Annotated in this window: 10 protein-coding genes; 5 read left to right on the forward strand and 5 right to left on the reverse strand. The window is 61.4% G+C overall.

Annotated features, from left to right (window positions below):
* Positions 1-14: 14 nt before the first annotated feature.
* Genes TU80_RS07350 through TU80_RS07370 form a run of 5 tightly spaced genes read right to left on the reverse strand, consistent with a single transcriptional unit; the run spans position 15 to position 5574 of the window.
* Positions 15-788: an enoyl-CoA hydratase gene (locus TU80_RS07350; protein WP_057004146.1), complete on the reverse strand. Its 774-nt coding sequence runs from the start codon at positions 786-788 to the stop codon at positions 15-17.
* Between the two features lie 11 nt (positions 789-799).
* The gene (locus TU80_RS07355; RefSeq protein WP_057004147.1) at positions 800-1927 is read right to left on the reverse strand and encodes an acyl-CoA dehydrogenase; all 1128 of its coding nucleotides are present in this window, start codon (positions 1925-1927) and stop codon (positions 800-802) included.
* Positions 1928-1936: 9 nt separating this feature from the next.
* The gene (locus TU80_RS07360) at positions 1937-3121 is read right to left on the reverse strand and encodes an acetyl-CoA C-acyltransferase (protein ID WP_017846262.1); all 1185 of its coding nucleotides are present in this window, start codon (positions 3119-3121) and stop codon (positions 1937-1939) included.
* A gap of 13 nt (positions 3122-3134) precedes the next feature.
* Positions 3135-3902: an SDR family NAD(P)-dependent oxidoreductase gene (locus TU80_RS07365; protein ID WP_017846263.1), complete on the reverse strand. Its 768-nt coding sequence runs from the start codon at positions 3900-3902 to the stop codon at positions 3135-3137.
* A gap of 22 nt (positions 3903-3924) precedes the next feature.
* Positions 3925-5574 carry an AMP-binding protein gene (locus tag TU80_RS07370; RefSeq protein ID WP_057004148.1) on the reverse strand — a complete coding sequence of 550 codons (1650 nt, stop codon included), beginning with the start codon at positions 5572-5574 and terminating at the stop codon, positions 3925-3927.
* A gap of 236 nt (positions 5575-5810) precedes the next feature.
* Between TU80_RS07370 and TU80_RS07375 the strand changes: the two genes are divergently transcribed.
* The 5 genes from TU80_RS07375 (at position 5811) to TU80_RS07395 (ending at position 16065) form a co-directional block, all read left to right on the forward strand.
* Positions 5811-6704, forward strand: a complete 894-nt coding sequence (locus tag TU80_RS07375; RefSeq protein ID WP_057004149.1) for a bestrophin family protein — start codon at positions 5811-5813, stop codon at positions 6702-6704.
* 76 nt (positions 6705-6780) lie between these two features.
* Positions 6781-7839 (forward strand): tetratricopeptide repeat protein, encoded by a 1059-nt coding sequence (locus TU80_RS07380; RefSeq protein ID WP_057004150.1) that lies wholly within the window; start codon positions 6781-6783, stop codon positions 7837-7839.
* Positions 7840-7981: 142 nt separating this feature from the next.
* Positions 7982-9484 (forward strand): ATPase domain-containing protein, encoded by a 1503-nt coding sequence (locus TU80_RS07385; protein WP_046383506.1) that lies wholly within the window; start codon positions 7982-7984, stop codon positions 9482-9484.
* A complete protein-coding gene (locus TU80_RS07390) occupies positions 9481-11190 on the forward strand; it encodes an ATP-binding protein (protein WP_057004151.1) in 1710 nt (569 codons plus the stop codon). The genes TU80_RS07385 and TU80_RS07390 overlap by 4 nt, the downstream gene beginning before the upstream one ends.
* A 111-nt stretch (positions 11191-11301) precedes the next feature.
* Positions 11302-16065, forward strand: coding sequence for a hypothetical protein (locus TU80_RS07395; RefSeq protein WP_057004215.1), 4764 nt, complete (start codon positions 11302-11304; stop codon positions 16063-16065).
* Positions 16066-16093 lie beyond the last annotated feature (28 nt).

Consider the following 16093-nt stretch of genomic DNA (forward strand, 5'->3'; position numbering starts at 1 on the left):
CGTTTATAAGCTGCTTACTGGTCTTTGAATTCAGGCGCGCGCTTGGCCACAAATGCCGCCATGCCTTCCTTCTGATCCTGCGTCGCAAACGCCGCATGGAATACCCGACGCTCAAAGCGCACGCCTTCCGACAGGCTCACTTCAAACGCCCGGTTCACGCTTTCCTTGACCATCATGCTGATCGGCACCGACTTGCCGGCAATCAGCGTGGCGACTTTCAGCGCCTCTTCGAGCAGTTCATCGGCCGGGACAATACGCGCCACGACCCCACAACGCTCGGCTTCCACCGCATCGATAAAGCGCCCGGTCAGGCACATTTCCATGGCTTTGGCCTTGCCCACGGCGCGGGTCAGGCGCTGGGTGCCGCCCATGCCCGGCAGCACGCCGAGGTTGATTTCCGGCTGGCCGAACTTGGCGCCGTCGCCCGCCAGAATGAAGTCGCACATCAGCGCCAGCTCACAGCCGCCGCCCAGGGCGAAGCCGTTGACGGCCGCGATGATCGGCGTGCGACGGTTGGCCACGCGATCGGCTTCGCTGAACAGGTCGTCGATATAGATCCGCGGGTAGGTCAGCTCGGCCATTTCCTTGATGTCGGCGCCGGCGGCGAAGGCTTTTTTCGAGCCGGTCAGCACGATGCAGCCGATTTCAGGGTTGCGTTCCAGGGTGTCCAGCGCCTGATTCAACTCGTTGATCAGTTGTGCGTTCAACGCGTTCAGGGCTTGCGGGCGGTTGAGGGTGATCAACCCGACACGGCCCTGCACGTCGAGCAAAATAGTTTCGTAACTCATATAGTGGCTCCTTAAAGATTGCGTGAGATGACCATGCGCTGAATATCGCTGGTGCCTTCGTAAATCTGGCAGACCCGCACATCGCGGTAGATCCGCTCCAAGGGGAAGTCGCTCAGGTAACCGTAACCGCCCAAGGTTTGCAAGGCGGCAGAGCAGACTTTCTCGGCCATTTCCGAGGCGAACAGCTTGGCCATGGACGCCTCGACCAGCGCCGGTTTGCCGCTGTCGCGCAGGGCGGCGGCGTAATGCACCATTTGCCGCGCGACGGCGATTTGCGTGGCCATGTCCGCCAGGCGGAAGGCCACGGCCTGGTGTTCGATCAAGGTTTTGCCAAAACTTTCGCGCTCGCGGGCATAGTCGCGCGCCGCTTCAAAGGCGGCGCGGGCCATGCCCACCGATTGCGAGGCAATGCCGACCCGCCCGCCTTCGAGGTTGGCCAGGGCGATGCGGTAGCCTTCGCCCTCCTCCCCCAGACGATTGGCGAGCGGCACCTTGACGTCTTCGAACAGGATCTGGCAAGTGTCCGACGCATGCTGGCCCAGCTTGTCCTCGACCCGCGCCACCGTGTAGCCCGGCGAATTCGTCGGCACGATAAACGCGCTGATGCCGCGCTTGCCCGCGGCCGGGTCGGTGACGGCAAACACAATCACGATGCCGGCGTTTTGCCCGGAGGTGATGAATTGTTTGCAGCCGTTCAACACATAGTGGTCGCCTTCGCGGCGCGCACGGGTTTTCAGGCTGCTGGCATCGGAACCGGCCTGCGGCTCGGTCAACGCGAAGGCGCCGAGCATCGCGCCGCTGGCCAGGGGCTTGAGGAACTGCTCTTTCTGCTGATCGTTGCCGAACGTGAGGATCGGCACGCAGCCCACCGAGTTGTGTACGCTCATGATGGTCGAGCAGGCCCCGTCGCCGGCGGCGATTTCTTCCAGGGCCATGGCGTAGGCCAGGTAGCCGGTGTCGCAACCGCCCCACTGTTCCGGCACCAGCATGCCGAAGAAGCCCAGTTCGGCCATTTCGCCGATGGCCTCCTTGGGAAAGCGGTGCTCGCGGTCCCATTCGGCCGCGAACGGTTTCAGGCGTTCCTGGGCGAATTGTCGGGCCGCGTCGCTGATTTGCAGTTGTTCGTCATTGGGCAGCATGTTCAATCCTTAATACAGGCATTCGACTGCCATGGCCGTGGCTTCACCGCCGCCGATGCAAATGGCGGCGACGCCACGCTTGAGGCCTTTCTGGCGCAGGGCCGACAGCAGCGTCACCAGAATCCGCGCGCCTGAGGCGCCGATCGGGTGGCCCAGGGCACAGGCGCCGCCATGAATGTTGACCTTGTCGTGGGGGATCTCCAGCTTGCTCATGGTGATCAGGCTGACCACGGCAAAGGCTTCGTTGATTTCGAACAGGTCCACGTCGCCCAGGTTCCAGCCGGTCTTGCTCATCAACTTGCGGATCGCCCCCACCGGCGCCTCCGGAAACAGGCCCGGCTCATCGGCAAACGCCGCATGCCCACGGATCACCGCCAAGGGTTGCAGCCCGCGCTTGTGCGCCTCGGACTGACGCATCAGGAGCAAGGCCGCCGCACCGTCGGAAATCGAACTGGAGTTGGCCGCAGTCACTGTGCCCCCTTCACGGAACGCCGGCTTCAGGCTGGCGATCTTCTCCGGCTTGGCTTTGGGTGGTTGCTCATCATGCAGGATGGTTTTTTGCTCCTTGCCCACTGTGACCTGCACCGGGACGATCTCGGCCGCGAAGCTGCCATTGCTGATCGCCGCTTGTGCGCGGCTCAGGGATGCAATGGCAAACGCATCCTGGGCCTCGCGGGTAAAGCCGTTATGTTGTGCGCAGTCTTCGGCAAAGGTGCCCATCAGGCGGCCTTTGTCGTAAGCGTCTTCCAGGCCGTCGAGGAACATATGGTCGAGCACGCGGCCGTGGCCCATGCGGTAGCCGCTGCGTGCGCGGTCCAGCAGGTACGGCGCGTTGGACATGCTTTCCATGCCGCCGGCAATCACCACATCAACGCTGCCGGCCAGCAGCGAGTCATGGGCAAGCATCGTCGCCTCCATGCCCGAGCCGCACATTTTGTTGAGGGTGGTGCAGCGGGTGGCCTTGTCCAGCCCGGCGCCAAGCGCGGCCTGGCGTGCCGGGGCCTGGCCGAGGCCGGCCGGCAGTACACAGCCGAACAGCACTTCATCCACGGCATCGCTGGCGATGCCGGCACGCTCGACGGCGGCGCGAATCGCCGCGGAGCCCAGTTGCGGTGCGGTCAGGCCTTTGAGATCGCCCTGGAACCCGCCCATGGGGGTGCGTGCGGCGCTGACAATTACGATGGGGTCACTCATGACGCTTCCTCTCTTACTTGGCTGCCATGCGCAAGGCGCCGTCGAGACGGATCACCTCGCCATTGAGCATGCTGTTTTCAATGATGTGTCGAACCAACGCGGCGTATTCGCTCGGTTTGCCCAGGCGTGGCGGGAACGGCACGCCAGCGGCCAGGGAATCGCGGACTTCCGGGGTCATGCCGGCCATCATCGGGGTTTCGAAAATGCCGGGGGCGATGGTCATCACCCGAATGCCGAAGCGCGCCAATTCGCGCGCGGCGGGCAGGGTCAGGCTGGCGATCGCACCTTTGGACGCAGCATACGCCGCCTGGCCGATCTGCCCGTCAAACGCCGCTACCGACGCGGTATTGATGATCACGCCGCGCTCACCGTCGGCGTCCGCCTGGGTTTCTGCGATGGCCGCAGCGGCCAGGCGCAGCAGGTTGAAGCTGCCGATCAGGTTGACGTTGATCACCTGGGCAAAGCTGGCCAGCCCATGGGGGCCGTTCTTGCCGAGGATCTTCTCGCCACGTACCACACCGGCGCAGTTCACCAGCCCGTGCAAGCCCCCAAAGGCCGCAACGGTGGCCTGCACGGCGGCTTCGGCAGCGGCTTCCTGGCTGATGTCCGCCACCGCGCTGCGGGCGTTGTCGCCCAGTTGTTTGGCCTTGGCCGCGACGGCATCGGCGTTCAGGTCCACCAGCATCACCTTGGCGCCAGCGGCGACCAGCATGTCAGCGGTGGCTGCGCCGAGGCCCGACGCGCCGCCGCTGACCAGAAAAACCTTGTTTGCAATCTGCATCGTTGTTTCCTTGAAAAGTGGATCAGGCCAACACGGCTTGCGCCTTGGCGATTTCCTGATTACGCAAAATGAAGCGCTGCAGCTTGCCGCTCGGGGTCTTGGGCAAGTCGCTGACAAATTCGATTTCCCGCGGGTAGGCATGCGCGGCCAGGCGCTGGCGTACATGCAGGCGCAATTCCTCGGCCAGCTCGGGGGTGGCGCGGAACTGCTCGTTGATCACCACGAAGGCTTTCACCAGTTCGGTGCGTTCCGCGTCGGGCTTGCCGACGACCGCCGCTTCCACCACCGCCGGGTGTTCGACCAGCGCGCTTTCCACATCGAACGGGCCGACGCGGTAGCCGGAAGTGGTGATCACATCGTCACTGCGCCCGACGAAGCTGATGCTGCCGTCCGGGTTCAGTTCGACGGTGTCGCCGCTGAGGTAGTACTTGCCGACAAACGCCTTGGTCCGCACGCCGTCATAGCCGGCGAACCAACACATCGGCGATTGCTCGCGGTCGACGGCGAGAATCCCTGGCTGGCCGGCGGGCAATTCCTGGTGATCGTCGTCCAGCACCACGATGCGATGCCCTGGCGAGGCAAAACCCGCCGAACCGACATGCACCGGGTGTTCCAGGCCGTGGTGATTGCACAGCACCATACCCAACTCGGTCTGGCCGTAGTGGTCATGGATGGTCACCCCCAGGTTGTCGGCAAACCAGCGGATCACTTCCGGGTTCAGCGGCTCGCCGGCGCTGCTGACAATACGCAGCTTGCCCTTGATCGAGCGGGCGAATTGCTCGCCGCCGGCAATCAACAGGCGATACGCGGTCGGCGAGCCGGTCAGGTTGGTGATCCCGTATTTATTGATCACCCGGCAGGTGCTTTCGAGGGTGAACGGGCCATCGTAGAAAGTAATCGGGTGGCCCATGGACAACGGTCCGGTCACACCGAAATAGATGCCATAGGCCCAGCCCGGGTCGGCAACGTTCCAGAATGCGTCTTCGGGGCGCAGGTCCACCGCATCGCGGGTGTAGCTCTGGAACGCAACAATGGCCTTGAGCGGCACCGACAGCGCTTTCGACGGGCCGGTGGTGCCCGAGGTGAACATCAGCAGGAACGGGTCGTCAGCGCCCAGCAGCACCGGCTCGCAGTGGTTGGAATAGGTGGCCAGCTCGGCCCAGAAACTGAAATCACCGCGTACCAGGCCTTCGCCCTTGGCGCCAGTGACCGTGACGATCGTCGGGCAGCCTTCCACTTGCGCGAGCTTGGGCCGGTTCACCGCATCGGTGACCACCACGGCCGCGCCGGAACTGTTCAGGCGATGCTCAATGGCCTTGGGGCCGAAGGCGGTGAACAACGGTTGATAGACGGCGCCGATGCGCCAGGTCGCAAGGACCACCACCAGTAATTCGGCGGTGCGTGGCAACAGGCCGGCCACCTTGTCGCCGCGTTTGACGCCCTGGGCCAACAGGAAATTGGCGAAGCGTGCAGCCTGGTCTTGCAAGTCGCTGAAGGTGGATGTGGCACTGCGCCCATCCTTGCCTTCCCAGAACAGCGCAATGCGCCCTGGTAACGCATGTCGGTCGCAGCATTCCACGCAGGCATTGAGGCCTTGCAGGTTACCGGCCAAGGCGCTGTCGACGGTATGTTGGTAATCGAACTCGGTAGTGGCAGCCAAATAGTCACGCATCGCTTCAAATCCTTCAGTATTTTTATTTTCAGGACGTTTTTTCGGACGAGAGCCGCGGAAATAGTCGCTCTAGAGCGCTGCAGCAGCAATGGTCAAAGCCACCAACATGCCTGACTGGTTTGGCCAATGCCGCTTGATCATAGACCCCGCCGATCAAGCGGTCGGCCCAAGCGATTGGACGCGCCGGCCGCCAGCTTCTAACCTGATGGCCTGCGCCACCGAAGAAGCCCCTCCCGATGATCGTTCGCCCCAAACCCAACCTGCTGGGCATTCTGTTTTCGCTCAAGGGCTCGATCGCCAAGCGCATCGCCCTGCGCAGCCTGCTGGTCACGTTGCTGGCCTCGGTCATCGTGCTGGTGGAAACCCTGCACCCGGCCTATTTCTCCAAGGTCAATGCCACGCCGTTCACCTTGCTCGGGCTGTCGCTGTCGATCTTCATGAGTTTTCGCAACAACGCTTGCTACGACCGCTGGTGGGAAGGCCGCAAGCAACTCGGGCAGATGACCATCGAAGTGCGCTCACTGATCCGTGAAACCCAGGTATTCAGCGACCCGCTGGAGCGGGCTGGCCTGCTGCGCGGTCTGTGCGGCTTTGCCCATGGATTGATCGCGCGCCTGCGCCTGGAAGATGAGGCGCGAGCGGTGAAGCCCTGGATCGACGTCGAAGCAGGCCACCCCAACCTCCCGGACCAGGTCCTGCAACAGCTCGGCGCGCGGTTTTCCGGGCTGGCCGAACGGGGCGTGATCAGTGAATGGCGCTACACCCAGCTGGAAACCCGACTGGTCAGCCTGACCCAGGTGCAGGCAGCGTGCGAGCGGATCAAAAGCACACCGCTGCCCTTCCCCTACACCCTGCTGCTGCACCGCACCATCTACCTGTTCTGCATTCTGTTGCCGTTTGCCATGGCCGAACCGCTGGGCTGGCTGACACCGGTGTTCACCGCAATCGTCAGCTACACCTTCTTTGGCCTCGACGAAATCGGCGACGACCTGGAGGACCCCTTCGGCTTCGATGAGAACGACCTGCCCTGCAACGCGATCGTGCGGACCCTGGAGCGCGAGATCCTGGCGGCCCTCGGCGAAACGGCCTTGCCGCCTGCCCTGGAGCCGGTGGAATACGTGCTGACCTGATACAGGTTTGACACTCGCCGTGGTCTGACCGAAGCTGAGAGCTTTGCCCCAGCTGCCTAAGCTCTCGGACGCCTGCATGTCAAAGTCACGCCGTTACTCCATCATCGGCCTGTGCGCCCTGTTGTTGATTGTGCTGATCACCTGGTATTTCTCCCGTTCCACCCCGGTGGCCGTGCCGCCCGCCATTGCCCATAGCTACGCGAAAGCCTTGAAACAGGCGCGCAACGGCGAACCGGGCGCCGCCCGCGTGCTGTACCAGCAACTGGCCCGGCCGGACTTGTCCGACGAGCGTCGTGTGGCCTTGCACGCCGAGCTGCCCAATTACCCCAGCCCCCAGGCACTGAAGCTCGCCGACAAGGACCTGGCCGATGACTCGCCGCAGGTGCGTGAAGCGGCGATTCACAGCATCGTCGGCCTGGTGCCCACGGGCCAGCGCACGCTGCTGCTCGGGCCGTTGCTCGACGATCCGCAACAAGACGTGCGCTTTGCCGCCGCCAACGCATTGCTCGGCCTCTCGCCCGACACCCTCGGCCTGTATTTCGGACCCTTGCAGCAGGTACTCGATGAGTTCGTGAAGAAGCTCAAGGCGCAACCTGAAACCGCCGAAGGTTGGCTCCAACTGGCGCGCCTGTACATCCACAGCGCGCTGCTGCCGGAGGCGCAGAACGCCCTGGAGCAAGCGATGCGCCTGCAGCCGGACAACCTGCAAGCCGTGGTTGCGCAAATCGAACTGCTGGATAAACAGGGCAAGACCGACGAGTCCCGCCAACTGCTCGCCCGCCAGCTCGCGGCGCACCCCGAATCCGCGTACCTGCAACACGCCCTGGGCATGTGGTTGCTGCACCATGGCGAGCGTGCTTACGCCTTGCTCGGCCTGTCCAAGGCAGTGGAACTGGAACCGAGCAATCAGGATTACCGTTACGACCTGGCCACCACCCTGCACGCTCAGGAAGAACTCGAAGCCGCCCAGCGCCAGTTGGAAGAAATCATCCAGCGCCACCCGGCCAATCGCAAGGCGCGAGTGCTGCTGGTCAGCTACTGGAAAGAAAGCGGTCAATTGCAGAACGTTCAGGTGCTGCTGGCGCAGTTGGAGCAACAAAACCCGGATGATCCGGCGCTGCAACAGGGCCTGTAGGCGCGCCGCATCGCCGCCCAGGCGCTGACATTGCGCGCAAAAGACGAAAAGGTGGAACCCCGCTCATACGCCAGGGTCAAGAAGGTATAGCGCGCTCGAACGAACGCGCACCCCTTACTCGTATGTGACCTGAGGGCACTTCTTGTCTATGTCCAACGCGCTGTTATCCGAAAAGGCGGCCACCGGTATCGAAGGTCTTGATGACATTCTTTGCGGCGGTTTGTCCCGCAGCCATCTGTTTCTGCTCGAAGGCGAACCAGGGACCGGCAAAACCACCGTCGCCCTGCACTTCCTGAAGGCAGGGGCAGAAAATGGTGAACGCTCGCTCTATATCACCTTGTCCGAAACCGAGCGTGAATTGCGCCAGGGCGCAAAATCCCACGGCTGGGATCTGGATGACAATATCCATATTTTCGAGCTGACCCCGCCGGAAAGCCTGCTCAATGCCGAACAACAGCAAAGCCTGTTGTACTCTTCCGACCTGGAACTGGGCGAGGCCACGCGGCAGATCTTTGAAGTGGTGGAACGGGTCAAGCCGACCCGCGTGGTGGTCGACAGCCTCTCCGAAATCCGCCTGCTGGCGCAAAGTTCCCTGCGTTATCGACGACAGATCCTGGCGATCAAGCACTATTTCGTGCGCTACGACGCCACGGTGTTGCTGCTCGACGACCTGACCACCGAATCCCTCGACAAAACCGTACACAGCGTCGCCCACGGGGTGATTCGCCTGGAAGAACTGACGCCCAATTACGGCGCCGAACGCCGTCGCGTGCGGGTCGTGAAGTACCGCGGCCAAAAGTACCGCGGCGGCTTCCACGATTTCACCATCATGGGCGATGGCGTGCATGTGTTCCCGCGGCTGGTGGCGGCCGAGCATCGCGGCGGCTATGTGCGCGAGACCCTGAGCAGCGGCATTCGCGAACTGGATGCCTTGATGGGCGGCGGAGTCGAGACCGGCTCCAGCAGCCTGATCCTCGGCCCCGCCGGCACCGGCAAGTCGCTGATCTCGATGGTGTTTGCCGCCGCCGCCGTGGCGCGGGGCGAAAAAGCCGCGCTGTTCATCTTCGATGAGGAACTGGGCCTGCTCTTCGAGCGCATGAAAAACATGGGCATCGACCTCGCCGCGCTGCAAGCCACCGGCAACCTGCTGATCGAACAAGTCGACGCGGCCGAGTTGACCCCCGGCGAGTTCTCGCACCGCGTGCGGCGCTGCGTGGATGAGCGCGGGATCAAGACTGTGGTGATCGACAGCATCAACGGCTATCAGGCCGCCATGCCGGAAGAAAATGCGCTGATCCTGCACATGCACGAACTGCTGCTGTATCTCAACCGCCGCGGCGCCGCCACGTTCATGACCGTCGCCCAGCACGGCCTGGTCGGTGACATGCAGGCGCCCGTCGACATTACCTACCTCGCCGACACGGTCATTCTGCTGCGCTATTTCGAAGCGCTGGGCAAGGTGCGCCGCGCCATTTCAATCATCAAGAAACGCACCGGTGCCCATGAATCGACCATTCGCGAGTACCGCATCAGCAGCCAGGGCATGACTGTCGGCGAGCCGCTCGATAATTTCCAGGGCGTACTGCGCGGTATCCCCACGTACATGGGCGCCGGCTCTCCTCTGCTCAAGGATGAGGGCCAGTGACGAGCCTATCCCCCGTCTCCGAGCGCGCCATCGTACTTGCGCCGATGGGCCGCGACGGCGCGTTGGCGCTGATGATGCTCAACGAGGCCGGGTACAACGGCGTGATCGCCACGGGCCTGACGGCCTTGTGCAACGCACTGGAAGAAGGGGCCGGCCTGCTGATTATTGCTGCCGAAGCCTTGCGCGGCGTCGATCTGGAGCCGCTGCTCGAGTATTTGCACCAACAGCCTGCGTGGTCGGACTTGCCCATCGTATTGATGACCCATCACGGCGGCGCCGAGCAGAACGGTTCCTCGCACCTGAGCGGGTTATTGGGCAATGTCACCTTCCTCGAGCGGCCTTTCCATCCTGTGACGTTGATCAGCCTGGTTACGGCGGCACTGCGCGGACGACGCCGACAATACGATGCGCGCGACCGGCTGATCGACCTGAGCGAAAGCGAACTGCGCTTGCAACGCACGCTGGAGACACTCGAGCAGCAAGTAGAAGAACGCACGGCGCAGCTGCGCAGCAATGAAGAAGCACTGCGTCAATCGCAGAAGATGGAGGCCGTCGGCCAGTTGACCGGCGGCATCGCCCATGACTTCAACAACATGCTCACCGGCATCATCGGCAGCCTGGAGTTACTGCGCAGGCGCGTCTCCCGCGGCAAGCTGGACGACCTGGACAGCCTGATCGACCTGGGCGTCACCTCCGCCAACCGGGCCGCCGGCCTTACCCACCGCCTGCTCGCGTTCTCCCGGCGGCAGTCGCTGGATTCAAAACCCGTCGAGATCAACCAACTGGTGACCTCCATGGGCGAACTGTTGCAACGCAGCATCAATGAAAGCATTGCGCTGGACATGCGCCTCAGCGACCCGCTCTGGACCGCCGAAGCCGACCCCAACCAGTTGGAAAGCGCGCTGCTCAACCTGGTGATCAACGCACGCGATGCCATGCCGAACGGCGGCAACCTCACCGTGGAAACCAGCAACCGCCATCTCGACAGCGTGTTCACCGCCGCCTACGGCACATTGCAACCCGGTGACTACGTTGAATTGAGCGTCAGCGACAGCGGCTGCGGTATCCCGGAAAGTTTAATGGGGCGCGTCTTCGATCCTTTCTTCACCACCAAACCGATCGGCCAGGGCACCGGCCTCGGCCTGTCGATGATTTACGGCTTTGCACGTCAATCCGGTGGCCATGTGACGATCCACAGCGAAGTCGGAAAAGGCACTACCGTCAGCCTGTTCCTGCCGCGTTTCGTCGGTGAAATGGTCGTGGCCGAAGCGGCGAACCCCGCGCGGCTGCCCTTTGCCAATGCCGGTGAAACAGTGTTGATCGTCGAGGACGACCCGGCGGTACGGGTGCTGGTCAGCGCGGTGCTCAAGGAACTGGGCTATGCCTTTGTCGAGGCCAGCGATGCCAACACCGCACTGCCGATCATCGAGTCCGACCAGCGCATTGACCTGATGATCAGCGACGTCGGGCTGCCGGGTATGAACGGCCGGCAACTGGCGGAAATCGGCCGGCAGATTCGGCCGGAACTCAAGGTCCTATTTATCACCGGCTATGCCGAACACGCGGCGGTGCGCGGTGGTTTTCTGGACCCTGGGATGCAGTTGATTACCAAGCCGTTCACGTTTGATCTCTTGACGGCGAAAGTCAGGGAAATGATCCGCGCAGCCGCCAGCCAAGCGGAGGCGACCGGCAACAAGGTGCAATAAAGCCACGGTTCGAAAATGGAATCGGTCAAGGGGCTTGGGTACGAAGGATTACCACTGGGACCTGGAATTTTCACCCAGTGGACCTCAATCCTGATGATAGAGCCGCCCCCCATGACGATTTCCAACAGCCTTGCCCACGCTTTTCCCCCGCATTCTTCCATTGCCAGCGACACGCTGGAGCCAGTCGAGCAGGTAGCTGTAGAGCCTGACCGCGAAAGCCCCCACCTCTCTGCCCCTGGCGATTCCCCCCGGGCCAGGGGCGACAGTGCGTTGGCGCAGAACTACGGCAAGGCATTGCAGGGCTTCAGCGGCGTTCCCGCCCACGACAACGCGATCATGGTGGATATTCCGCCGAATTCAACATTTGGCCAGTGGTGGAAGTTACTAGGCAATGCCGCTCGGTCGCCGGAGTTCCTCGACTGGCGGCTCACGGTCAGAGCCCTGCCCGACTCGATCAAAATCCTGCCGCAAAGTGGTCAAGTCACCTACCGTGTAACCCCAGATGTTTCGCTCAATGCGCCCTTACAGTTGCGTGCGAGCGAGGACAAGCGCTGGTCGGCGGTACGAGGGCCGTTAATGGATGCCGGAGGGGTCATCTCCGACAGGAACAGGCCGTTTCCCCTTCCGTCGTCCGAGAGCGCCAACCGTGCGCCGGCCTGGCTGGTTGGGCAGTTCTACAAAGAGCCGACGCGAATCGCCCCTTCCGAACTCCAGCAACGCGCCGCCGAACTGGAGCACGATAAAACCTTTGCCCCGCTTGACCCCGCTGTATTCCCTGGGCTCCAGGAAACGCGCAGCGAGGACGCACTCGAGCAGCAGCAGACGCTGCTGGGGAACATCAACAACCGGCACCAAGCGACTGTGTTGTTGAAGCATCTGGGGACAGTGCTTGCCTCAGGCAGCCTTCAGCTGTCGCAGGTCCCCGCGTATCTGCGTGAAACCACCTTCGAATTGAACCCCCACTCCTCATACGAACGGGATCGAGGCGTGCAGCAAGGAGGCGTGGCTAACCTGGCTGATTTTCTTGAATACCACGGCTTTGAAAAACCCGGCACCGCACAGGACGTGGAGAACCTCAGGCTATTCCTCCTCACCCCCACACCGCGAAGCCCCGTCCATGGTAACTACGGCGGTGCCCTGTCCTGGCCGCAGCCGATTGACACGGACACCCAGCGCCAACTGTTGGCGTTCTTGCAGCACGGCAATGTGGGTGACCTGAACCTGGGGAGCAACCGCAATGTGTTGGAAGCGTTGATGCAAGGTGTAGCAGTCGAAGCCTACGAGCTTCGCAACCCACGGCAACTGCTCGACCGCATCATCCAGTCGCCCAAGGGCCAGGCGCTGGGGGCGGCCATCCAGGCCAAGTTCAACACACTGTCGGTCAAAGGCAGCGTCAATGATTGGTTAATGGCGGCCTTGAACCTGAATTACACCGATGCATTCACCCAGGCAACCTTGCCCCAGAAGCACATTTCAGGCTTTGACCTGGCCGGCCAGCAGCTTAAAGGCAAACCTTTATCAGAGACGGCCCAGCGTGTGGCCGACCATTTGTACTACGTCACGAAAGAGGCTTCGTCACCGGAAAAAGCCAATATCCAGGCCAACCTGAAACTGGCCTCCAAGGCGCCAGAGTTGCTGGTCAAGGATATCCCGGCCACGGTCACTCACGGCTCCCCCGCCCACGTCAGCTTCAGTACGGCGGTGGCGCGCATAGAGGCTGAGACGCCGGGCCGGGCATCCACCATGAGTTACGGCGAGGTCATGTTGTACGCGGATATCGCTCCAGTGTCCCAGGCTCAGCGTCAGATCGAATATGTCGCCCAGCATGACGCGCTCAAGGAATGGGGCCTGACCAACAGCATCGTCACGAGTGTGACGTCGCCTGCAGATATGCAAACCATCGCCGACGCCTTTAACCAACAGGTCGGCGAACTGCGAACAGCTTCCGAAGCACAGCGCACGCCCGCGCCGGCGTCTCGCAAGGAGATGGCCCTGGCCGAACTGCGCGAAGTTTTGGGCGATGACGCGCGCCTGGAACTGAAGTGCATCGTACTGGACACTTACGATAAAGATCGACCCGGGCCGTATTCGATATTGGATTTGTACATGGAGAACATGCTGCACAACCCGCCCAATGTGCCCTACCACCCGGCCCGGCACAACAATGCGTCACACCCCAATCAATGGGTGATCGAGCCTTACACGCCACCGCGCAGGGGCCCCGGACGCTCTGCTGCAAACACGCCTAACTTCACCCTCGAGGAGGTCTTGAGCAAGACGCAAAACCTGAAAAATATCAGCAGGGAATTCGTCAGTGAGTTCCAACAGTTTGGTCGCGCCCTCGACAGCAGCGTCGCCACGCAGGTCAAGCACCTGATCGCCCAGTTGCCGCTGGAGGACCGGCAGAATATCGAATACGGAAGCCTTTCGATCTTCAAGGAGTTCAAGGGCGAACATCAGCTCAGCGGTATCGTCCGGGTCCCGGCTGCCGACGGCAACCCTGTGCTATTGAAAGTGATGCGCGACGGGATTGCCCATACCTATGAACTGAATGTCCAGAAGAACACGCTCACCAAACGCGGGGACCTCGGCGATTTCCAGCCCGGTTATCAGCCTGGGGCTCATATAGAAGACGGAAAACCGCGCGATAACAACACGCCGTATACCGACATGGTCCCCGTCACACTGTCCATTCCCGATGAAGGTTCCCCGCTGGTACGGCAACAGCTGCTACAAGAAAACACCGACACCACCGGGCCGTTGAACAGTTTCGCCAGCCCCCGGAGCGCGGCCATCGGTGCCACGGTGGCCAAGGTCAGCAGCGTATGGGGCGCGCTGGAGGCCGAGGCTCGAGGGGTGACGACGGTTGAGTCCGAGGTACCCTTTTACAAAAAGTTAAATGAGTTGCTTCTTAACCTGATCCCATTACGGTCAGCCATCAAGCATTTTACGGAGGGCAACCTCGGCGAAGGGATCATCGACTTATCACTCGACCTGTTTGGCATCATGACCGTTGGAGCCTCCACCGCAGGGAAACTGGCTAACGTTGCAACCAAGACCCTGTCTGCCGGTAGCAAGGCCTTGCATATAGGAAAGACCCTGGGTTTGAGCGCGATCAGCCTGGTTAATCCGTTGGACGGCGCGGCGGATTTACTGCGCGCTACCGGTCGCGGCGTGGCAAGCGTCGGTAAACGCGTCATCACCGACACGATTCAAGACATCCGGCACCTACGCGGTACCCACACTGGCTACGACCTGGTCGCCGCGAGCAAACAATACGACGCAGCAGCGATGGGTACCTTCAAGACGTCCGGCGAGACCTTGCAAGGTGCCGCGGTTCTTCAGGACGGTAAATGGTATGCCTTTGATACGACGACCCGACGCCTGTTTGGCAAAGCACTGGACGATTTCCAGCCGTCAATACGAGGCGGTACTCAGGAGCTTCATGCGTGGCAAAACACGCAGCGCGCGCTCTCGCCGGAGTCGATTCAAATTCGAAAAGACTGGGGAAAGCTACTGGACCGTTACCAGGGCGATGGGGTGACGCCCAGCGCAGCGTTTAAGAGTGGCTATGAGGAAGGCGCGCCGGAACTGATTAAAGGCTATGCCAAGGGCATGAAATCAGAAGACGTGATGAAGCTGGCGCTACGCCCGGACAAAACAGCAAAAGAGGTGGGCACCTTGGTCCGCCAGCAGGAAAGGCTGGCTGTCCAGCACGGGCTCAACGGCACACAGCATTTCAACACCCACGTAAATGCCGTCGGAGGAACGTTCACCCCCGTACCTCAGACCATCTACCTTAGCCAGGTCAACCACCTTTCCGATGGGCAGTGCGCCGCTCTCTCGCGTACGTTCGCATCGGCCAAGGCGCAAGGAAAAGAACGCGTATTTATTGACAACCTGTACGTTGCCGCCGCCAATCCGCGGGCTGAGGGGTCGCGAGTATTTGCTCGCACATTAGACGATGTGCAAAAAAGCATCAGTACACCGACCATGTTTCACGCCGGTAACCCACAGCGCCAGGTAACGTATCAGGACATGATTACGGAACTGGCCAACGCACCTGACGGTAAGACCGTGATGATCGACTCTCCCGGCCATGCGATGGTGGCCGGGTCCGTGCCGGATGGCGACGGTAAGAAGTTCTTTTTTTACGACCCTAATATGGGAGTGGCCGAGTTTTCAAGCGAGGCCATGATGAGGCGTGGTCTCGAAAAAATATTCAATGACAAGAAGCTGCCGGTCCAATACAAAACTTATAGCAATGACCCCAAAAAACTTGAATTCAAGATCAGCGACCATCACGAGTCGTGGATAAGCACCGCGAGTCTTCATGACAGACCGGTCAAACGGCTTTATGAAGAATCCATCCCGACGACGGTTACTCACCTGAAGCCCCCCGCCCCGACCCACCACATCGCTATGTCGGATTACAAGGACGTCACCGTCACTGACCCGACCGCAATCATCAGCACCAGTGGCATCAGTGATTGTACGGCCCTGGCGGTGCTTACCGACTTGAAAGAGGGTGTCTACCAGAAACGAACATTAATGCACTTCCAAGGCGGCGTGCCGACGACAGAACAACAGCGCGTGCTGAAACAACTGGAGGGATCGTTAGACCAGACAAGCAAAGTGATTTATGTGGGCGGCGATTATGTCCGGACCATTCCGGGATTAGGCATCGCTCTGAAACAAGGTGACGCCGGTGAACAAGTGCTGTTCAACATCGCAAACAAATACCCGGCGTCCACTACGATCGCAACGGCCAACCGTATTGACATAAAACCCGATGGATCGTTTGAGCTCTTCGAGGGAACCAACCCCGCACGGGTACTTGATTCACATGCAAAGGACGAGGTGCTTGCCTGGTAATCCTGACCGGCCAGGGGCATCAGCGGTT

Origin of the sequence: Pseudomonas veronii, from assembly GCF_001439695.1 — a bacterium.
Taxonomy (GTDB): domain Bacteria; phylum Pseudomonadota; class Gammaproteobacteria; order Pseudomonadales; family Pseudomonadaceae; genus Aquipseudomonas; species Aquipseudomonas veronii.